The sequence below is a fragment of the Schlesneria paludicola DSM 18645 genome, assembly GCF_000255655.1.
Lineage (GTDB): Bacteria > Planctomycetota > Planctomycetia > Planctomycetales > Planctomycetaceae > Schlesneria > Schlesneria paludicola.
The window spans coordinates 251,697-272,885 of sequence record NZ_JH636435.1; the positions used below are offsets into that span (position 1 = coordinate 251,697).

General features: G+C 55.2%; 13 protein-coding genes. 7 read left to right on the forward strand and 6 right to left on the reverse strand.

The genetic code is table 11. The features are described 5' to 3' along the window. Positions 1-452 precede the first annotated feature (452 nt). Both OSO_RS0118390 and OSO_RS44090 read left to right on the forward strand, forming a co-directional pair. Positions 453-1,982, forward strand: coding sequence for an ATPase domain-containing protein (locus OSO_RS0118390; protein WP_010584668.1), 1,530 nt, complete (start codon positions 453-455; stop codon positions 1,980-1,982). Next, positions 1,979-4,702, forward strand: a complete 2,724-nt coding sequence (locus OSO_RS44090; RefSeq protein ID WP_010584669.1) for a hybrid sensor histidine kinase/response regulator — start codon at positions 1,979-1,981, stop codon at positions 4,700-4,702. The genes OSO_RS0118390 and OSO_RS44090 overlap by 4 nt, the downstream gene beginning before the upstream one ends. An 83-nt stretch (positions 4,703-4,785) precedes the next feature. On the opposite strand, the gene OSO_RS49465 is transcribed toward OSO_RS44090, so the two are convergent. Next, positions 4,786-5,145 (reverse strand): DUF2171 domain-containing protein, encoded by a 360-nt coding sequence (locus OSO_RS49465; protein ID WP_202799957.1) that lies wholly within the window; start codon positions 5,143-5,145, stop codon positions 4,786-4,788. A 611-nt stretch (positions 5,146-5,756) separates the two neighbouring features. Here OSO_RS49465 and OSO_RS48225 point away from each other — a divergent pair. The 5 genes from OSO_RS48225 (at position 5,757) to OSO_RS0118425 (ending at position 7,870) form a co-directional block, all read left to right on the forward strand. Then, a complete protein-coding gene (locus tag OSO_RS48225; RefSeq protein ID WP_157605335.1) occupies positions 5,757-6,617 on the forward strand; it encodes an alpha/beta hydrolase in 861 nt (286 codons plus the stop codon). Between the two features lie 351 nt (positions 6,618-6,968). Then, positions 6,969-7,103, forward strand: a complete 135-nt coding sequence (locus OSO_RS49940; RefSeq protein ID WP_083842922.1) for a type II secretion system protein — start codon at positions 6,969-6,971, stop codon at positions 7,101-7,103. 101 nt (positions 7,104-7,204) lie between these two features. Continuing rightward, on the forward strand, positions 7,205-7,300 hold the full coding sequence (locus OSO_RS52635) for a hypothetical protein (protein ID WP_157605336.1): 96 nt from the start codon (positions 7,205-7,207) through the stop codon (positions 7,298-7,300). A gap of 27 nt (positions 7,301-7,327) precedes the next feature. Continuing rightward, on the forward strand, positions 7,328-7,552 hold the full coding sequence (locus tag OSO_RS52640; RefSeq protein ID WP_010584672.1) for a DDE-type integrase/transposase/recombinase: 225 nt from the start codon (positions 7,328-7,330) through the stop codon (positions 7,550-7,552). A 9-nt stretch (positions 7,553-7,561) separates the two neighbouring features. Continuing rightward, positions 7,562-7,870 (forward strand): integrase core domain-containing protein, encoded by a 309-nt coding sequence (locus tag OSO_RS0118425; RefSeq protein ID WP_010584673.1) that lies wholly within the window; start codon positions 7,562-7,564, stop codon positions 7,868-7,870. A 130-nt stretch (positions 7,871-8,000) separates the two neighbouring features. Here OSO_RS0118425 and OSO_RS0118430 read toward each other — a convergent pair whose 3' ends face one another. Genes OSO_RS0118430 through OSO_RS0118450 form a run of 5 tightly spaced genes read right to left on the reverse strand, consistent with a single transcriptional unit; the run spans position 8,001 to position 21,165 of the window. Next, positions 8,001-10,058: a WD40 repeat domain-containing protein gene (locus tag OSO_RS0118430; RefSeq protein WP_010584674.1), complete on the reverse strand. Its 2,058-nt coding sequence runs from the start codon at positions 10,056-10,058 to the stop codon at positions 8,001-8,003. 55 nt (positions 10,059-10,113) lie between these two features. Further along, entirely contained in the window at positions 10,114-11,562 is a 1,449-nt protein-coding gene (locus tag OSO_RS0118435; protein WP_010584675.1) for a DUF6519 domain-containing protein, read from the reverse strand. Further along, positions 11,559-14,030 (reverse strand): hypothetical protein, encoded by a 2,472-nt coding sequence (locus OSO_RS0118440; protein ID WP_010584676.1) that lies wholly within the window; start codon positions 14,028-14,030, stop codon positions 11,559-11,561. The genes OSO_RS0118435 and OSO_RS0118440 overlap by 4 nt, the downstream gene beginning before the upstream one ends. Continuing rightward, positions 14,027-17,878, reverse strand: a complete 3,852-nt coding sequence (locus OSO_RS0118445) for a putative baseplate assembly protein (protein ID WP_010584677.1) — start codon at positions 17,876-17,878, stop codon at positions 14,027-14,029. The genes OSO_RS0118440 and OSO_RS0118445 overlap by 4 nt, the downstream gene beginning before the upstream one ends. Next, complete coding sequence (locus tag OSO_RS0118450) at positions 17,875-21,165, reverse strand: baseplate J/gp47 family protein (protein ID WP_010584678.1); 3,291 nt, start codon at positions 21,163-21,165, stop codon at positions 17,875-17,877. The genes OSO_RS0118445 and OSO_RS0118450 overlap by 4 nt, the downstream gene beginning before the upstream one ends. Positions 21,166-21,189: the final 24 nt, after the last annotated feature.

The window sequence follows — 21,189 nt, forward strand, 5'->3', positions numbered from 1 at the left end:
TTACGATCCTACTTAAGCAATCGCCAACCATGCACGAAATATGCCAGTGTTGATCTCTCCGAGGAATTAGGGGTGAGACCTGCGATTCGTCGTTACAACGACCTTCACCCGGTAAGCCAGTGTCGCTGCGGAATCGAAAGTGTCCTGTCAAGGATATTGCTGCGGCACGCCAATTGCGGGGGCGAATTCCTTAATTGTTCAAGGTTTCGGATTTGTTTGCTTTGCTTCGATGTGGCTTGACGTTGCATTGGCACTGATCGTTACTTGAACGCTGCGCGATCGGTCTGGTGCATGTGCGTGCAATCAGGAATCCAGTCGGGCGGTGTGGTTATGCTGTGAGGCTAATCATTAGTCCTTCGCCGACTCGAGAGTGATTTTGCGATCCAGATATGGTTTATGTCCCAATGCGTCAGCCGCCGCGCTGTGATCGCATTCTCGCACGAGAGACCTCAATGAGCAGTTCAGGCAGTACAAAGCGCGCTTACATTCCGTCGGGCGTGCCGGGGCTTGATCAAGTCTTGCATGGTGGATTTCTTCGTGAGGGATTTTATCTCCTTCAGGCAGATCCGGGGTCAGGCAAGACAACTGTGGCGCTTCAATTTGTGCTTGGACGAGTGAAGGCGCGCGAAGCCTGTTTATACGTGACCTTAACGGAATCGCGAGCCGATTTAGAGGATGCGTGTGCGTCGCACGGCTGGACCATCGAAGGTCTCCAGATTTGCGATTTCACCGAGAATGCGGCGCAGTTTGTGGGGGAAAGTCGCGCGTCCGTTTTTCACCCATCAGAAACGGAACTCGGAGAGACGACGAAGGCGATTCTGGCGGAAGTCGAGCGGCTTAAGCCCCAACATGTTGTCTTCGATGGGCTCGCCGAACTGCGTCTTCTGTCGGGTGACTCGCTCCGTTATCGTCGCCAACTCTTGGCACTCAAGCAGTTCTTCAAGCAGAAAAAGATTACGGTATTGCTTCTCGACGACAGGTCTTCTGGATTTGACGATATTCAGCCAGAAAGCTTAGTTGGCGCGAATATCGTAATGGAGCGTTTCCTTCCGGAATACGGCAAAGCTCGACGACGGTTATTCGTCACCAAAGTCCGTGGAGCGAATTTCCGTGAGGGGTACAACGACTACGAAATCATTGACGGGGGCGTGATTGTACATCCTCGTCTCGTGGCCGCAGAGCATCATGAGCGATTCGAGCGATCATCGTATGAGAGCGGTGTCGACGCGCTCGATGAGATGCTTGGGGGAGGTCTCACCACGGGAACGACTACGCTCCTGCTAGGTCCCGCCGGGGTCGGGAAATCGACCGTGGCCATGCAGTATGTCGCAACCGCTCTCAGGAAGGGCGAACCCGCAGCGGTTTATACATTTGACGAAGTCATCGACACGCTTTTCGACCGGTCTGAAAAGCTTTGTCGCGATCTGCCGGGCGGACCTCGCAAGTACCAGGCCGATGGTCTGCTTCGCGCCAAACAGATTGACGCGGCGGAATTGACCGCCGGCGCATTCGCGTATGAGGTTCGCATGGCTGTCGAAGCGGGAACTCGACTGATCGTAATTGACAGCCTGAATGGCTACATGAATGCAATGCCAGAAGAGCGATTCTTAATCACTCACCTGCACGAGCTCTTCGCTTACCTCAATCAAAAGGGCGTGATCACCATTATGGTGGTTGCTCAGCATGGATTAATGGTTGGGGGAATGAGTGAGATCGATGTCAGTTACCTCGCGGATACGGTTCTTCTATTTCGATACTTCGAAGCCCTTGGTGAGATTCGTCAAGCTGTGAGCGTCTTTAAGAAGCGGACAGGAATGCATCAGCGCACGGTCAGAGAATTGCGAATCACCGAAGTGGGTGTCTCAGTGGGACACCCATTAGTGGGATTCCGAGGAATTATGACCGGGACACCCGAGTACATTGGGGAGACCAGACTAATCGGTGAAAATGGTATCGCCGCCAAGGAGACGTGTAGCGGATGACAATACCCGCATTGGCAATTGAGGCCCGAGTGCTCCTCCTGATGCCAACATCGCAGGACGCGGCGCGGACGTGCGACCTTCTCCGAGAATCTGGACTTGATGGCTTCGAGTGCACCGACATTCATTCCGTCTGCCGCGAGCTTGCGGCAGGGGCCGGAGCCATCTTGCTGACTGATGAGACGATTGCTGAAGATGGGGCAGAACTATTGACAAGTGCCCTGGAGAATCAACCCTCTTGGTCCGACGTCCCTTTGATTGTCCTGAGTCGCGAGGGAGCAAGTCGGAGCAAACTCTCGTTTCGAGAGCCAGTGAATGTGACTCTGATCGAGCGTCCGGTGCGGATGCATACACTGATCAGCGTCATCAAATCGGCCTTGCGCGCGAGGAATCGCCAGTACGAGGTGCGGGATAATCTCATCGAACGTCAAGTCGCGGCAGAGTCAGCCGCTGCGGAGAGAGAGAGACTCCGAATCACTCTCGCCAGTATTGGCGATGCTGTCATTAGCACTGACGCAGATGGGAAGGTGACGTTCCTGAATGGCGTGGCCCAGAGATTGACGGGGTGGTCTCAGACCGAGGCCAATGGTCGCCATTTGTCGGAAATCTTTCGGATCGTCAACGAACATACTCGCCAATTGGTCGAGAATCCCGCCTTACGGGCATTGCAAAAGGGTGTGATCGTCGGACTCGCAAATCATACGATTTTGATCTCCCGGGACGGGGCAGAGCGTCCGATTGATGATAGCGCTGCTCCTATCAGAGACGGCTCGGGCAATCAGGTTGGTGCCGTATTAGTCTTTCGCGACGTGACCGAGCGAAAGCGTTCAGAAGAAGCCCAAGCTCGACTGGCGGCGATCGTCGAATCGTCTGATGACGCCATTATCAGCAAGTCTCTGGATGGAGTGATTCGTACGTGGAATGCCGGGGCCGAGCGACTGTTCGGCTATTCCTCGACCGAGGCGATCGGCCAGCCGATTACCTTGATCCTGCCTCCTGAACGTCTTGTCGAGGAGCGTGAGATTCTGAACCGGCTTCGGCGCGGCGAGCGGGTCGATCACTTCGAGACGGTTCGGTTGGCGAAAGGGGGCCGCACACTCAATGTCTCGTTAACCATTTCCCCGATTCGGGACGCCGGAGGGCGTGTGGTCGGAGCATCAAAAGTGGCGCGTGACATCACCTCCAGAACTCAAATCGAAGCGGACCTCCGACGGAGTGAAGAACGATACCGCACATTGTTTGATTTTATGGGGCAGGCATTCTGTGTGATTGAAATGCTCTATGATGATTGCGATCAGCCCGTTGACTACCGATTCTTGGAAGTGAATCCTGCGTTTGAAGTCCACACTGGCCTGAAAGATGCCGTGGGGCGAACAATGCGCGAACTCGTCCCAGATCACGATGCGCATTGGTTTGAGATCTACGATCGAGTCGCATCGACTGGTCGCTCGGTGCGATTTGTGAGCGAAGCAAAGGCGCTCGGACGCTGGTACGACGTGTCCGCCTATCGCCCCGGTGGCCCAAACAGTCGTCGGGTCGCAGTCCTGTTTACGGACATCACAGAGCGAAAGCGAGCCGAAGATTCGCTGCGCGATGCAGATCGAAGAAAAGACGAGTTCATCGCTTTGCTGGCGCACGAACTACGAAATCCTCTCGCCCCAATCAGAAACGGCCTGCAAGTTTTGCAGCTCGGAGCGAATAACGTGACCGCCATTGATCAGGCCCGCTCGATGATGGAGCGACAGCTTGGGCATATGGTTCGTCTGATCGATGATTTGCTCGACGTCTCGCGAATTGGCCGCAACAAGATGGAGCTTCGCAGATCACGGGTGTCGGTTGCCGACATCCTGGACAGCGCGCTCGAGACCGCGCGGCCGCTCATTGATGCTGGAGGACATGGGCTGATGGTCTCGCTCTCACCTGAGCCAATCTTTCTCGACGCCGATCTGACGCGACTGGCTCAAGTCTTCGGCAATTTGTTAAGCAATAGTGCAAAATACACTCCCCACGGTGGCGATATCTGGATCAGCGCCGAGCGACGTGGGAATGAGGCCGTTATTTCTGTACGCGATGACGGAATTGGAATTCCGAATGAGTCCTTGGATTCCATTTTTGACATGTTCTCACAAGTCGACCGCAGCATTGAGAGGAGCACTGGGGGACTTGGTATTGGCTTGGCACTGGTAAAGGGTTTGGTGGAAATGCACGGTGGGAGCGTCTCGGCGGAGTCTCCAGGTTCAGGACGCGGAAGTACATTTACGGTTCGGCTTCCTGCGCTGGAACATCAAAACGGCCATGATCTGCGGCATACGCACTGCGCAGAACCTCCAAAGTGCGACGTTGGGCGGCGATTTCTCGTCGTTGACGACAACCGGGATTCTGCGACTTCGATGGCCATGATGTTAAAGCTCGTTGGCAATGACGTACGAACCGCGAACGATGGCCTTGAGGCTGTGGAGGCCAGCGAGCAGTTCCGCCCACAGGTCATCCTGATGGATGTCGGCATGCCGAAGTTGAATGGTTATGAGGCGACGCGGCGAATCCGCGAGGAGCGATGGGGTAAATCCATTGTGATCATCGCCCTTACGGGCTGGGGGCAGGAAGGTGATCGAGCTCAATCCAGGGACGCGGGATGCAACGGTCATCTCGTGAAGCCGGTCAGCTTCTCGGATTTGGAGGACTTGCTATCGAAGTTGACGGACGGACCTGCCGGCTTGAAATGACGACGTGATCGCTCGTCGGGAAGGGAAGGAGCCCGTCCAGATTGGTACGGGCTCGTAATCAAATGATCAATCTGTGATTGCGGTCAATGACTGCAGCCGCAACTTGCCGCGTCAGGCTTCCAGCTCTCTTCAGTTTCCTTCGAATTCTTCGTCAGATGGACATGACGATCGACCCGCTCCACCCAGGCAACGGGCACAAAGTGATGTTGTCCGTCAGGACTGTCTTTTTTGGTCAGTTTAATCGCGCTCCCTTCGAGGTGGTCGACAACACCCACCTTTTTGCCGCACGACGCGATCACGTCCATATGATCTTTAATACCAGCCAAACCCGCATCTGTACCCTCTGCTGGCCCGCCCAATCCGGTCTTCGTTTTCACAAAGTCAACGGCGTTCTCAGCTCCTTTCGCGATATTGTCGCCTGCCTTCTTGGCCGCATCGACCACCGCGTGACTCGCCTCGACAATTTTATCCTTAACTGTATTTGCCATTTTGAATTCCTGCCTTTTGAATTGAAGTGCGAATACTGTTTGCGATTTTTACGTGTGCATCGCACTCCCACTTTCAGGCAAACCCCATACCGGTCATGCGTAGATCCCTACGGCGATCAAAAGTTTGCTCACTACGCATTCTCTTGAAGCAAGAATCCGGTGTTTTGATTGGCTGGATCGCGGAAATTCCGCAACCGCCTTCGGCAAATGATCATCGTCTACGTACTTCACGACGGCACTTAACCTTGCAGCCAGAAGACTGATCGATCGAGCCGCCGTCTGTCGGGGGACGCTACGCGGCTGGGCCGACGCAACTTTGGCCGGTTGAGCGTCACCGTGACCCCCTATCTGCCAACGCGACTCGATACGTCGCTCCACCGCTCAACGGTCGAATCCTATGGGCTCCAGATGAATTGACTCAAGACTGGTCGGCTTCACCTGCATGTCAGCGAGAACATTTCGGCAATTGATCTGAGGTGAGAATTCTTCCAGAATCACAAGCTAGAATGACCGCATCAAATTGGCCAGAATGCGTACAAACATGGCGAACATCTGAGGGCTTCACGATGCGATATTGGTTACGACTGTTGGTTGTCTGCGGATTCGTCATCACCAGGACAGTCCACGCCGTGGAGCCGGTCGCAGTTCAATATGGCAAGGACTCGAAGCAATCCCTCAATGTTTACCGGCCTGCGGCGGAAGAAAAGGGGCAATCCTTGCCAGTGGTAATCTGGGTTCATGGCGGCGGCTGGCGGAACGGAGACAAGGACAATCGCGCCGGAATCAACCTGTGCCAGACTTGGGCCAAAGCCAGAATCGTCGTCGTCGGGCTGGACTATCGACTGACTCCGGCCGTGGTTCATCCGGCTCATGTTGAAGACGTTGCCGCGGGAATCGCATGGGTTCACAAGCATATCGCGGAATACGGTGGTGATCCGAAGCGAGTTTTTCTGCTGGGGCATTCGGCGGGAGCACACCTTGTGGCCCTAGTCGCCACCGCACCGAACTATTTGCAGGCTCATGACCTGTCACCGAAGTCTGCTTTGGCAGGTGTCATGGCGATTGACACAGCCAGCTACGATCTGACGACGACTCGAACTCCGGCTGTAAAAAAGATGATCTCCGATGCCTTTGGAAACGAGGCAAAAACACTAAATGAAGCATCTCCCTTGCAGCAAGCCCGGAAGAATCCCGATGATTGCCCGCCATTTGTGATTGCAGCAGTGAAGCAACGCCCCGAAGCCGTGAGTGAATCGAAGGCACTTAGCGCCGTCCTGCCCCAAAGCACGCTCGTGACTGTTGATTATCCGGGAACCGGTCAACTCGCTGCACATGGACTGATCGCCAAAGAGCTGGCTGATTTCGAGAAGGATTTGACCAAACGACTGCTGGCGTTCGTCAAAGACACGCCTGCCTCAGTAAAGTGAGCCATACCATAGGTGGCTAAGTCATGTGGGAATGGGATCAGCCTTACCCGACGCAAACGCTGGCCGGTCGATGCGGCATCGAGCTGAGGGCCGAAATGAAGATCACGCAGTTGAAGTCGGAGTGATCTCAGTTCGGAAGGCTCGAACTGATTTCCCACTCATCTATCGAGTCACTGCCACCTGAATCATGTAGCAGACGGGATGGGCACCGACGTGTCATCGGATTGGATTGAGCCAATCCACAAGCCAGTTCTCCTTGACTTCGTTCACCTCCAGGGATAGTTTATTTCCACAATAGACGAAATGTCTGTATTGTTTGCGGTCCACGCGTGAGGCGAATGCGAGCGTGCTGTGCGACGACGGGGATATTCTCTGATCGAGCTATTGGTTGTGATGGCAATTATCGCCGTACTGCTCGGATTCGTGCTCGTCATGATCCAGCAAACATACGCGGCGTTGCGGCGCCTGATGGAGCTTGCTGGATAGACAACTGCAATGACCTTGAACGGCGCGTTGTGGTCTGGCGGTTCTACAGGGCCTTCTAAGTGGGACATCGAGACGATGAGGAATACCTGTAGCGTCCACAGTTGGGCAGCCGTGGAATGGTGTCACAATTGGAGCGTCGCGGCCAGGTGGTGAATCGCAAGAAAATGCCGCGATTACTGAGGGAAATGGGGCTTTAGTCGCTCGCACCGAGTCCTCGAACGACGATGCGAGCAGCCGGTCACAAGATTTATCCCTACCTGCTTGGAGGTGTTGAAATCGTTCGACCCAATCAAGTGTGTGCGTGCGACATCACGTTCGTTCCGATGCGTCGGGGATATCTGTGTTTGACGGCCGTTATGGATTGGTACGGCCGCTACGTATTGGCCTGGCACTGTCCAACAGCATGGACGTGGAGTTTTGTGTTTGAGACCCTGGAGAAAGCGTTGTAACAGGGCCAATTGGAAATCTTCAACACGGATCAGGGATCTCAATTCACGAGCCAGATCTTTACGAAGCGACTGGAACAGGAATCGATTGCCATCAGCATGGACGGCAAAGGTCGAGCGATTGACAACGTCACGATTGAACGACTGTGGCGTACCGTGAAATATGAGAACATCTACCTCAAGGAATACACGACGGGAGCCGATTGTCATGAAGGATTGAAGGCGTACTTCCAGTACTATCGCCACGAGCGACCTCACCAGGGATTGGCCAACCGCACGCCCTGGCAAGCCTATCAAATCCCTCGCCCCCGAGCCCAGTGAAGACGATCTAAGAAATGGCTCCCGGTGGTCCGAAAAACGGGGTCCACTTCAAGAAAGCAGTCGGCGGACGTTGGCGTGATCTTGCTAATTCACGATGTGTATTCTCGTACTCTGCTCGTTCACTCTCTGGTTAGCTGCGTGCTTGAACATCGATCACGAAGACGTTGCCCGACTGAGAAGCCACCGCCAGTGACTTGCCATTCTTAGACCAGCAAAGGCTGGACTGATGGTCGATATCTAGCAGATCTGTTTTTTCAACGAACTTTTCTTCGAAGGGATCTGCGCCATCGTTTGAAGCACCCCAAACGCGAACGAACCCGCGGTGATCAATCGCAGCCAGGCGAAGCAGATGATCGACGTTAACGAAACTCAATCCTTGAATCGGAAAGCTTGCGGAATTCAACGCATCATCTTTTCGGGTCGTAGGGATCCCATCTGTATTGAGATTCCAAATCTCAATCTGGCCGGAAGTGGAGCCCATCGCAAGAAATCTTTCATCAGCGCTGAATGCCAGAGCCGTTACCGGAGCGTTGATTGTGGGGGCTGGAAGATCCTCATCGGTGCCAGGGCTGGCCAGTTTTCTGACATGAATCTTGTTCGCATCGAGCGTCAGCGCAAATGCAAAGATCGGCAGATTTGCAGGTTGGGCCATGGCCCGTACGAGCTGGCCAGGATCAGGAGTTGGGGCGGGCTCTGGAAAGAGTTTGTAAGCGGCCCCGTCCAACGCCCATATCCTGCCATCGGCCACGCCGAAGACGGGCGCATCACCACCGACCCAGCCTGCCGCGGTGATGACATTGTAGAGTTTCGCTGGGTCGGTCTGATCTGGTGGCCCAAATATCTGTGGCAGAGGAAAATACTCAAGTTGAAAATTGGGTGGCAACGAGTCATCCAGTGTTCCCACAAGGATCGTATTGCCTTGCCAACCGAGGATGCCCGAGTTGACGGTGGGCTGCGTTCCGGTCGGAATAAAGTCCGCAAGTTTACGGAACGTGTGGCCAGATTCGTCGATCATCCAAACGCGCGCCGTCGTCTTCGACGCTGCCGCTGTCTTTGACAGTGCTGTAACACATAACGTGGGCTTCAATCTCAATGCCACTGCAGTAACACTCTCTCCCGTAATCGTGATATTGACGATTTCAGTGGCTGGAGCGGAATCTTTCTGTCGATGGACACGAAGCGTTCCGTCATCCCATGCCGAAACGATGACGGTTCCATCGCCACCATCAATTCGCGTGACAGGTTCTGCACAGAGTCGGGTGCCTGCCGCATCGGGATAAATAACCGCGCTCGATGCGTCTCCCGTGGTTTCATTCCAGATTAGTTTTCGAAGTGATCGTTTCAAGACCCCTGCGTTATTCTCTGTGAGTTGTAGAATCCAAGCATTGTTGGTTCCCGGCCAAAATCGGACATGGTGAGTCGCAGCATAGATGTCAGCGGAAGTCGAAGTCAGCCCCGAGGGAATCGGAATGATTTGAATACTGCCTGTTGCATATTCGTAACGTTGCAAGCTGAAGTTGCTGCCGGCGTCTTTCGAAACAATGCATACGGCCGTGCCGTCATCAGCGATTGCCAATGTCTGCGGCCGTGCTTCAACCAAGTCTGTGGGGAAAACATTGACCCACGCCGCCGTCAGGCCGTCCAGTGAGAAGATTCGGCCGGCGCCACCTGAGCTCTCCGTCAAAACGACAATTTTGTCAGGAGTCGTCGCCGCGATCGCGGCAGACCTAATCGCATCAGTGCCGGTCACATCATTTGTTGAGACGTCTGATTGAGCGTGCGCCAAAGTTTCCATTACCAGTCGATGGGCGTTGCGTTCGCCCCCCCCTCCCCCCACGGCGATCAGCGTGCTTTTCTTGTCGTCGTTCTGTACGAGCCGCTGGGTCATTATCGGAAAAATCTTTTCAGTTTCCGGCATGTGTGCAATTACTGCGGTGCCGTCGCTACGTCCCTCCAGAAAGCTCAACGTCTTGCTCCCAATCAGCACGCGGACTCGAGCGGTGCTTTCAGCTGGAACAGATCCAGTCACTTCTGTGACGCTCGGCGCGAGCACGTCAATACAATAAGTTTTTCCGTCACGTCCTGCCGTCACAAGTCGCTTTTCATCCACCCACGCGACACCGCCGAGAAGTGTCGTGTGTGAGTAGATGGGAGCTCCAACACTGGCCGTCAGACTTGTGTCTGCCATCGAATCAATCCCTCTGTGTTCGCACGCGATCAAGTCCTTGAGGTCGAATACAGTGCTAGACAGGAGCACCAATACTGTTAATTTTCCTTCTCCAGTCTTTTACGAGAGCGGTGTCACTAAAGACGGCCAATGGGGCAAATAGATGTTCTGGACCATCAGGATCGCGAAAGCTCGAAGGTACCCTCACCTCGGCCGTACGAACAACGTGCTGCCAGTAGTCACCGACTCGGTAGCACCGAGGACTGGATTTCGCACCCAATTTCAGTTGAGCTTGCAGTCCATGTTCTAACTGAATTCCCGGATCGTTCGTGTCGCCATCTTTCCCCGAGAGTTTGAGGCCCCTGAAGTCGCCGGCCAGATGATCCCACAGAATCAAACGGGGTTTCGCCTTTCCGATGGGTTGTATCCCTTCCAGGGCCTTGAGCGCGTTATACGCATCGATGAGCGGATCCCCGATAGGCGTTTTTTCAGAGATTTTTGGCCGATCTGGACCAAGCGCGACGATCGCCTCCAGATTCTCGGGATCGATGGATTCGACCCACAGCAATGGAAAACACACGTCCCGATGGTACCAGTCAGGCAGCACCGGCTCGACCCAATGTAACGCCTCCAGTGAACGCGAACCGCCGAGCGCATCGAGACTTTCAAGGGCGACGCGCCAAGTCGCCGCATCGGCCTCCTTGGACCATCCGTTGGGTTTGATGGCGAACGCGGGTGCGGCGTTGTCACGAGACCACTTCAGACGAGGTGCCGCTTTCTCTGAAAGTGCCTCTGCGAGAATTCCTTTTTCATGGACTTCAACCCGATAGAGTTGGTCGGAGATCCCCGAGAATGCATCCATGGCTGGAGAAACACAGTGATCGCTGTCTCGCGTGCTATACGAAAATGTTAACTGACCCAACGTTTCGCCGTATGGAATCTCAGCGGGATTCGCGAGTGTGTCCTGTTTTAGATCGTTGATGGAGGAGAGTTCGCCGGGGTTTGAATTGAGCCGGGCCACACGAACCACCCAATCCCACTTTTCTCGATTGCATGAGTCTCGCCCTTCGAAACCGACATCGAGTAAGTCCGAATCATCCAAGGGAGTGACTGGTACGTTCTGGACGTCAAGATATGCCAACAAAAACTTATCGATCACGGGAAATGGCTTGCTTGGCACGTTGGGCCACTGACTTGAATAGGTCGGGAGTGACTGGGGGTTCGCATCGTTCGTGACTCGAATGCCATCGACGTAATAGGTTCCCACTCCAATCGTCAGGTCGTTGATCTTGTTCTGAGAGAGTTTCTCCGTAATCTTAAAGCCGACTGCAACACCACCGGGCAAGATCGCACCGGCGTGATATCCGACCACGTCAACGATCAGGTCGCGAACTCGCCGGTCTGCGAGGTCGACCTGCTCATTGAAGTCGGCGTCTGTGAAGATACGTCCTTGCAAGCGACGCACCTTCGCATAATTCTTTCCCTCGTTCAGGAGGTGGCTGTCACGAGTAATGTCGTGGCTCATGAAACATTCCTTGGGTGAATAATCAAGCGAACGTCCAGACCGGCGGGGACGTTTTCTGTGAGACGGTCGATAAGTTCAAGGTCACGAATCGGGAGGTCTAGGTCGTGAAACGCGCCCATTTCTCCGCCGTCTTCGGCACCCAGTCGGATCTCTGGCGCAATACTGGAATGCAAAGCCGCATAGGTGGGATCGCCGTAGCGGCGTGAGGCAAAGCAGGGCACAAGACGTTTCGAAACCGCGTCCAGTTGCGACGCCAGAGAAGCCGCATTCGTGGTCTCTGAGGCGGATGACGAACGGAACTGGCGCCGCAAGTACGCCCGAGACAGGTCGGGCTGGCAGCGGTATCGAGGGGGCGTCGCAGATTCAAGTGGAAGGTAGCAGAATCGTACGCATCCAGTCTGGCGACGGGCTGCTTGCAGGACTCCTGTAAACAGGCTGTTCTCGGCCAATGCAATCTGATGGACTCTGATTTTTCCGAGCACAGTTGTATTGCGCATCAGCATGACCGCATAGGCATACGGCAGAGTGGAACCTCCATCCTGCTTGTTGGGGCCGGACAAGGCCATCTCAGCCTCCAGCACCGGACCAGCCCCAGGTTCGAGAGCAGGGCCGGCATCGATGATACTATCTCGAATCACCAATGGGACGGGTTCGGTAAGTTGTTGTGGATCAACCTGGATCCGTCCCATAATAGAGCGGTCGATTGTGACGCCAGCTTGACACCCATGCAGCGTTAAGCTGGCCGGATTGAAACGCCCGACGTCGTCTGACGAGCTGTTTGGTATCCAGCCTGGAACCAACGTCGTATCACGAATCGAAGTGCGGAGATCGTGTTCCAAGTGAACAGCACGCCCTGCGATCTTAAGGCCTTCTAGTACAAGTCGCGCGCCCTGACCACCTGCTTCAAACTTGATCCGATCCGCGAAGTAGGGTTTGCGATCTCGGCACCAGATCAGCGGACGGACTTCTGACGCCGCTCGAATGGTCAATCGCGCCCCTTCCGGGACAGTGACTTTTTCCCGTTCCCACAGGTAAGTCCGACTATCGATGAGCTCAATGACAACACGTGATTTCTCAGGTTGTTTCTCAAACCAATCGAGCGCCTCATTCAGGGACACAGCGATTCTTGGACCGTCGGATTCCTTAGGGTTCTGCAATGTCGATTCGCCGTCGATTTGTACGCGGATGTATTGCTCACCATCGGCGATGTCACGCAATCGACGCGGATAGCCCCCGCCGATTTTTCCGATCAGTCCCGCAAAATATGACACTTGGAAACGCGAATCTTGAATTCTCGCAGATTTCTGCTCTGCAACTGCATCCGCCTCGGAAGGCTGCTGAGCGGCATTTGTCAGGGTGAGCGCGGAGGACCGGCCTAAAGTTGTCGCTGGGTGTGTCTTACCAGGGGCTTTCAGACGCAGGGCCAGACGACCTCGCTGCGGATCAATCAACAGCATGCCCGTTGCGATGGTCGCTGCGGGAATCGACCATTTTCCGTTCTTACCAGGCAAATCAACGACCAGGATTCGCTGCGAAGGCCAGGGCTTGTTGTCGAACCAGACTTCCAGACTCTTTCCGGGACCATAATAATTCAGTAACCGAGACGTCATCACACGACGATCAATGGGATACACGAAGTGTGCGGGACTAATCGCTTCCCCGGGCCCAGGCGCATTCAGCTCGCGGGTCAAGAGCGGAATGGTTCCCCCCAGCGGATCAAAAGTTCCCAATTGGAGATAAGTACTATCGTCGCTCTCGACGCAATAAGCGGGCGATTTCACGATGGGATATGACCTCAATCTTCCCAGGTGAACTTCGATGCCGTCAGGATGCGCGCGGCCCGGCGTTGTTTCCGGCTCTGTCCGAACGCGGCGGACCTCGGCTGTGAGCGGAAGCCAGGCAAAGGGGCTGGATAGACCTCGGCGTTCCCGCAACGCCGGCCCAAATTCACTGGATGCCAGTGGAAAGTGCACCGGGCGGCGGACGGCAGGAGTGCGTTCAATCCGGAACAGCGTTTCGACGACAAAAGAAGACGCGCCCCCAAAGTCTCTGACGATTCGCCGCAGTTCGGCAATCGTACCCTTGCGGCGGCGAGTGGGGATTAGACTTCCAATCAGTCGTCTCGTCAGGGAAGCTTGTCGGCTGGCTCTCGCTGAATCCGCGGAACCGCCGACTTCCACCCCCGCCGATGTGCGCGGCAAGTGGAATCCCAGGAGATCACCGAGATAAGGGAGTAATTCTGGACGACATGTTTCCACGCAAAAGTCGTCGTAAAGTTGTTGAATGTCCGCTTCGAGTAAATTGTATTGTGCCCCCAGAATTTGCAGCAGTGCCTGCAGTACCGCGTCACCCTCTTGGTCGCGCCGCCGCAAATCTGCAGGCAGCAGCCGATACAGACGATCTGGGTCACCTGCCAACGCGGGATAAAGGGGGGATGCGAGTGAAGTTGAAGGTTGAGGCACTTTCATATGATCGTCCCCCGTTGTGCATCCCAGGGTTTCAGGATGAGCGTGCCCCCCAGGCTCGGATTCAGAATCGCCAACTGTGCGGGCTGCAATTGTTGATTCACTGGCGAGATCTTGGTGGAGCGCGCGACAACAACGAGCGCTTTGGGGGTCGATCCACGAAGTGAATTCATGGCTGTTTCGATCGCATTCACGTTGACGGAATCGGATCCCATGGAAACACTTGACATGGCAACTTCGCCGAACGCGTCCACGGCAAATCCAAGCACGCCTGATACGCGTTGAAGTGTTGCCCCGACTTCGGACAGCCATAGAGGCTGAGTCAAATCGCGGCGACTGAACCCAAACTGAGCCAAAAGTTCCGTTTCGATTCGAGTTCGTACTTGTTCCCAGATTAAATCCGAGCCGATCCGTACCCGTGCTTCGAAACCGACACTAATCAATTGACGCGGTAAGACCACCACTTCCACAGATCGATCGCCCTTCGTTTCAAGAGATCGACGCAGTTGACGGATGAGTTCAGAATCCATCGTCAACTGCTCTCCTCCAGCCGCGGCCACGGTCACTACGACTCGGGGGCGAAAACCTCCTGCAGCGGGTGGCAGCTTGATCGCATGGGCTTTTTCGATCCCGGCAAACGTCAGCGAGTGGGCAGCATAGTCGGGCAGCCCCACCAGTCGATCCAGCGCCGCGACAGACAACGGTGCGCGGATACGTGTCGTCTCGAGTGAATCACGATCGGCTCCACCAGTTGCCGCCAATGGATTGGTGACAGCTTGTATGCCCAGCACTTGTGTTACCGGTAGTGAGATCGCATTCACAGGAACATTCCCCGCCAGTCCCAAGCCGTGGCGATACTGGACATGAATGCCGTGGAATTCGGGAGAGGGCTGAGCGCCTTCATGGCCATCCCCGAAGCAGATGCGTGCGCCTCCTTCGATGGGATTTTGAACGACATAGACCTGTGCGTTGGGCGATTGCCCGGCCAGTTGTTCCGCTTGATGCCACAGAACTCCGTCGACACGAACTACCAATTCCGGACGAGCACCCGCCCGGCTTTGTGCATCGGGCACGTATGTGAGTGGTCCCTGGCGAAGAGCAAACTCGGTCACACCATTCACGGAGAGCGAGCGGCCTGTGGGATTTCCCAGCACTTCATCAGCGACGGTTTCCCCGTGTGTCGCTTCTGCGACGTTGCCAAAAATTTCGACGGTAGCACGTTTGTATTGATGCTGGAGCGGCTTCGTCAGGGTGACCCGGGTATGCGGATGATCCCCCGGCCGACGAGGTGTGTACACAAGCTCTGCCGATTGAATGACAGCCAGCTCGCCCACGCGAGCACCCGAATCGGGAATGTCTGTCCGTTCGCCGCGAACGATCAATTTTCGCTTCGATGAAAGTCCGGGATAAATTCCGTCCAATTCAATTGTCAGGCCAGCAATGTCTGCGTCATAAGGCTCGAGCCCCAAAGGCAGCGTCTCGCTTTGAACGTAAATCGTGATCTTTCGCAAATCGCTAAGCTTTTTCTCATCCAGTGTCCATTTCTTGTCCAAGGTGAGTTGTGTTGCGGGCCGCGACTGGCCGTAGGCGCTTGCCGTCAGAACTTCAACTTTGTCGACTCGGAAAATGAAGGGGCCCTGGGCGTCAACTCCATTCGTGGTTGTGCCCGCTCGATCGATCACAATCAAACTGCCTTGTATGATCTCCTTGTACTCCCGATCGAGAGTGAGCAGCTTTTCTGATTGGACGTTGGGATTAATGTCCTCATCATCCTTTTCCGTGCCATTCGACAGATACAAACGCCCTAGATCGACTCCGAACGGGCGGGCATGTTCACGAAAAATCTTGATGTGGTTGGGCAGATCGCTCGATGCGACAACCACATTTTCGAGCGCAGCGACTATTGAGTCTGGCGAGGTCAACCCGGAACTGGCGAGGATTTGCGACAACATATCTGGAATGGCAGCAACCATATCCGGACCTGGATCCTCGGGCTCGATATCTGGTCCCGAATTCTGAAGTGAATTCACAACCTTCGAGATTTCGGTCTGAATCGCCTCGCGGCTTTTCGCCGTGGATAAGTCATCCGGCTTGAACGCTCTAAAAGTCTTGGCCACCAATGCGAGTACGTCCGTTAGGTCATCAACAATGGCATCAATCCAGGGCCTGATCCGCGCGTATTGTTCTTCGAGAGCATTCACTTGTTCGACCTGTAACTGCGACAGTAATGGATACAGCTCGGTCGGGAGGTCCGCGGTACTCGTTCCGATCAGCGTATTGCGAATGCTGCTCAAGATCTGCCTGATTCGCCTGGCAATCGCACTATCAATCGGAATGCCGGCTTGTTGCGTTTCGAGATAGCGTGGGACGATTGAATACAACTTGTAACGGGTCGGATCGAATCGCTGAGCGCGGTCTGCCAGTTGCAAAAATGCGGGAACAGCGAAATCTTGCCATTTTTCGACGTCGGAAGGCAGTGGGCTCTCGAAGTTATGGACCAATAACAACCGCAGCGACTTCAGTTGTTCGTTAACGATGTCTGCCATGTTTGAGGCATCAGACATGCTGTTCAATTGGGGGCTCAGATTTTCTCTCAGTACGTCGATTTCGAAAAGTTCCGTCAAAGTCCGCGCAACGTTTGGATCTGCGACAATGCGAGTGATTGCGTCTTTAAGTGGCGTCACAAATTCGGTGTCGAGATAACTCTTGATGAACTGTTTTGGCGACGCTTGAGCGATCAGACCCCATATTTGATCAATGACACCGCTCGCAGACTGTTGTACCTTCTGATCGACGTCGTGGGATGGCGTCAGATCCTTGCTTCGATCAACAAGCCAATCGATGAACTCCGCATCGCTGGGGGGAGTTGATAGCGCCTTCGTAATCGCGGTTAGAATTGTCCGAGTCTTTTCTGCAAACAGTTTGGTCGCTTGGATCGTTGCTTCGGTTGTCGCCAGGGAAGATGCCGTCTCCGCGTCAGTGACGAGCTGAGTAATCGTTTGTTGAAAGGCGAGCAGCCACGCTCTCCGTCCAATTGGACTTGCGATCTCTGGTGGTTCTGGGTCTCGCCACGGGCGAATACGCAGTGTTGTCCGAGACGCGCCGACATCTTCATGAATCGCTTTGACGATCGACAGCCCGGTCATGTCCACTCCAAATAGAAGGACGTCGTTTTTTTGGACGTTGAACCCGGTTCCGCTCAAGGTCAATCGTGCACCAGGTGAGAACTCTCCCTGGAAACGCTTGTTCGGACGAGCTCGGACGGATCCGAGTCGATTCAGTTTGGACGCCGTCTCGATCTCTTCCATTGTTTCAAATGTCTGGGGTAACTCACTGGGCTTAGTGGGAAGGCTTTGTGCTGCAGTCCTTTTCGGAATCGTGGGTGCCTTGCCAGGTTCGACCGTGAACGCCAGAAACGTCGTTGCGGCGACTCCAGGCCGTGGAACATGGTTGAGCAATTCTGCCATCGCTTCGATCGACAAACGTTCGGTGGCCGTCCGCAAGTAGTTTTCGTTGGCGATACGCTCCTGATAGAACGTGACGACGTCGAAGAGAGTTGCCCCCGCGTCCAGGAGCGAGACGACAAATTCATCAGATGAACGAGAAATGAGCCGCTTCAGCGGATTGTCCGAATCGTCCCACAGGCGATCGATCATCGTCGATCGGAAGTCCTCTTGCGTGCCGATACGATAGTGAAGTGCGTCTTGTCCGGAGAGATTCCCGAATGGCAGCGGCGTGTGAGCTGGAGGCAAAGCGGCAGCGCGACAGGCATCGCAATCTCCGCCGGTCGCCGCAGCGCGGGCCGAAGCAATATCAGGGTCAAAGTCATCCGCCTCGAAGTTCCGGCTCACGATTTGGTGCTCCCCGAAGTCGAGGATGAACAGGTGTCGTCAGTTCCGTCGATCAGGATCAATCGCAGTTTTCCCCCTTCTGATCGGCTCGGCTTGTTTTCCAGTCGAGCAATTTCCGTTGGATCGATGCGTAACATGCCGTCACGCTGAACTCGATCGTCCCGAGTCGCGCCACCGTCGGGATCGAGCCGAGTCAATTGGGTGACGGACACATCCCTGATACCCGCCACCGACCTCGCCTGCGCCAGGATGGCTCCAACTTCCACGGACCGCCCGAAAGTCCAAAGATCAGGATGGAAATAGCCACCTTGTTCCGAAGAGAACACCTTCAGTAAGGCTTCGCGGACATGTCCTGCTTGTGCACTGGTCTCGACACGGAAGGACAGCGTCAGCCCCAATGCGACGTAAATCGCCGGTACCACGGCAATGTCGTGATTGATTCGTCGGAAGGCGTCGATCCTGCCCCGGATCTGTGACAGCAGTTCAGCCGATGCTTCGGCCTGTCCGGCTGCGTCGATTGCCAGGACGATGCGCGTGCCGACGCCATCGAATTGAGCAGTCGCTGCGGCGTTCGCGACTCCAGGATGCCGGCGGGCGAGTGTGGCGTAGTCGTCAGGTGTGATGGCCCTGTCCAGGCGACCTTGAATCGCACCGGGCGCCAGGCGACGAACATGCTCCAGCGTTTCGGGGTCCACCCCACCCTTCGCCGGAAGTGGCTGAAAAATGCCCGTGATGGTTGTTGGTGTGATCGCTGCGAATTGCGATTCGACTGGCTGCGAATCGTGAATCGCTGCCATACGTGGCGGAGCGGACGTGCGATCTCGCTCTATCAGTTTGAAAGTCGTTAGGGCCTCGGCGGGGATGTTGCCAATCGCACCTGATCCTGTGCGATACCTGACAATAAACTCCTGACCGGGATTGACGCACTGTCCCAGCGTATCATCATCAGCGATCGATGCGGCCGAATCGACGGGAAGCGGAAATCGCAGGTGGGCTCGTCCACTCTCATCGATCTCTGCCACGAAATTCCGATCAGTTGGTCCGCTGGCTAGCAGATCGTACTGTGGCAACCAGAACTCGTTCGTTCTCTGAGCGTCCTGTAGGACAATATTTGGGACGGATCGAGATGGATCAGAGGTCAAGGCTTCTGCGGCTGGCCCCAGCCATCGCGCAGAGTTCCAGATCAGGCCCTCTTCTTCTAAGTGGTCACGTGTGAGACCGAACTCGTTCTGAAACTGTTCTAGGTCTTCTTGAATGAGCGGCCGACCTCGTTCAAGTCGGCGAATCAAGGCGTCAATCCATCGCAATACTTCATTTCGACGAACTCGAGAAATCATTCGCAGCTTCCCGACGGCACGGCGTTGTTCGGCGCAGCGCTTCGCGAGATCTTCCGGAGTCGCCCTGGCAGATGGGGGCCTCAGATTCAATTTTGCCAGGCCGCGATCCACCTCACTATACAGACCTCGTAGCAGACGTCCGATCGAATCATGTTCGGTCAGAGGGCGCTTTCTGGTCGTTAGAAAGCTGTTTGCTCGCACCAAGACTCCATCGAGCCGCGATCGGAACTTCCTCAGTAGATGCGCTTGCCGAAGTGCCACATCATCCATTCGTGGGAACGGTTCTGCGTGAGTGATCGGACCATCGGCGATGACGGGGCAAAATGCGGCCGCAATTTCCAACGGGTCACCGGCGGAGCCGGATGACTGGCACTCGGGAGGCCGCATCAAGTTGGCAGGCACCTGCACATGTTGCTTTTGCAGACGCCATTCACCATGCTCCACTAGCATGACGTTGCACTTGGCAACTGTCACATCGGAACATCGTTCGCATTCCCAAGATTGTCGGGTCATCTTGTTGGCTCGAGTTGTGTCCGTCTGGTTCTTGATCTGCTTGGGGATCAGGCAAGAGATTGTTAGTGGCATCGGCAAGGCGTCTGCAACATTCCATGAAACTTGCCAGACAGTCTGCTCTATCACGGGATCGTAGACCTGTTGAACATCCTCCAGGCGTACGGCATGGCGATGCGCGGGATCGGCGTCAGCAGGAGCACCGGTACGCGGACCGATCACTTCCATGAAGACAATCACGTCTCCAGGACTAGGCGATGGACCAGAATCAATCCTCGTGCGTTGGGTCTTATGCGGATCTGGCTTGTACGTCGGAAACTGTCCTGGACCGTGCCAGAGCGTGGCTGAAGTGGCGCCTTTCTCCAACTGGCACACTTCGTCTCCCCATGAATAGAAATAAAGTGTGTTGAGAGACGGGTGGAATAGATACGCATCTGCCCCTTCTTCTCGCTGTCCCCAAGTTGGCGCGAGCGGAATAAACGCCAGCGGTCCGCCGTCGACGATTTGATAGGACCGATTGATTCGCGAGGCCGTGAGAAACACGACGTCGTCCACTTCGATTTTGACCCATTTGTCACCTGGCTCGAGATCCAGGCACAGCCACGATCGAGCGGCACAGCCTTCTGATATCTTGTAACCGATGAGCCCAACGAGCCGACGAACCGAGATTCGGCGGCGCGCTGTGGCTAAGTAAGCTTCGGTTGCCACTGCATCCTGTGCATAGGACAATCGGTCCCCCGCATAGGCCAATAATTCAACAAGCGTCACAAATAAGTCGGAGGCATGCCGCTCTGTCCAGTAAGGGGTCGTCAATTGCAGCCGACGCATGAGGAGTTCGCGCAGACCTTCATAATCTCGGGCCGTATAGTCAATGGCGGTAGATCCACCGGTCGAGCGCACTCGTGTGGGAGTCCGCAATGCGCAATCGACTTCCACTCCATCGTCGCAGTCGTCTGGCGGTGTGAAACGGAAGTTCGCGCGGTCAAAAACAGGATCGACATCGTGTTTCCGCTGAAGCGATGGTTCGTCAGGTCGGTCGGGTTGTACTTCCACGAGTCGAAGAAAATAGGTTCCGAAGTCGCCCGGGCAAGCATCGGACGGATCAGAATCCTGGGGTCGTAAAGTCAGCATGGCGGCGGCAGGAACTGTTGGATCACAGGGGTCACACAGTTCGACGCTTTGTACCCGAATCGTCGGCCGACGTGATTCGCCAGCGCTTTCAATTCGAAAATTCGCCGCAACCAATTGACCCGGTAGGTCGGCGTCGAGCAATCCAACGCGAAGTTTCCAAAAGTCCCCGTCGATATGTGGCTCGACCTCGATGTAATCGATGCCAAACCAGCGTGGATTGTCCCGAACCCATTGCCGGCGTTGCGCACGGTCTGCGCACGCCGGCCTGCGGCGGTCTGGTTCCGTTTGGTCGTCGATAAGCACGTTCATCGATCATTGCTCCACATCGGAGAC

Bases quoted from the DNA above. Each gene is read 5' to 3' on its own strand.
- OSO_RS0118390 (WP_010584668.1), top strand. From the start codon at position 453: ATGAGCAGTTCAGGCAGTACAAAGCGCGCTTACATTCCGTCGGGCGTG.
- OSO_RS44090 (WP_010584669.1), top strand. From the start codon at position 1,979: ATGACAATACCCGCATTGGCAATTGAGGCCCGAGTGCTCCTCCTGATG.
- OSO_RS48225 (WP_157605335.1), top strand. From the start codon at position 5,757: ATGCGATATTGGTTACGACTGTTGGTTGTCTGCGGATTCGTCATCACC.
- OSO_RS52640 (WP_010584672.1), top strand. From the start codon at position 7,328: ATGCGAGCAGCCGGTCACAAGATTTATCCCTACCTGCTTGGAGGTGTT.
- OSO_RS0118430 (WP_010584674.1), bottom strand. From the start codon at position 10,058: ATGGCAGACACAAGTCTGACGGCCAGTGTTGGAGCTCCCATCTACTCA.
- OSO_RS0118435 (WP_010584675.1), bottom strand. From the start codon at position 11,562: ATGAGCCACGACATTACTCGTGACAGCCACCTCCTGAACGAGGGAAAG.
- OSO_RS0118440 (WP_010584676.1), bottom strand. From the start codon at position 14,030: ATGAAAGTGCCTCAACCTTCAACTTCACTCGCATCCCCCCTTTATCCC.
- OSO_RS0118450 (WP_010584678.1), bottom strand. From the start codon at position 21,165: ATGAACGTGCTTATCGACGACCAAACGGAACCAGACCGCCGCAGGCCG.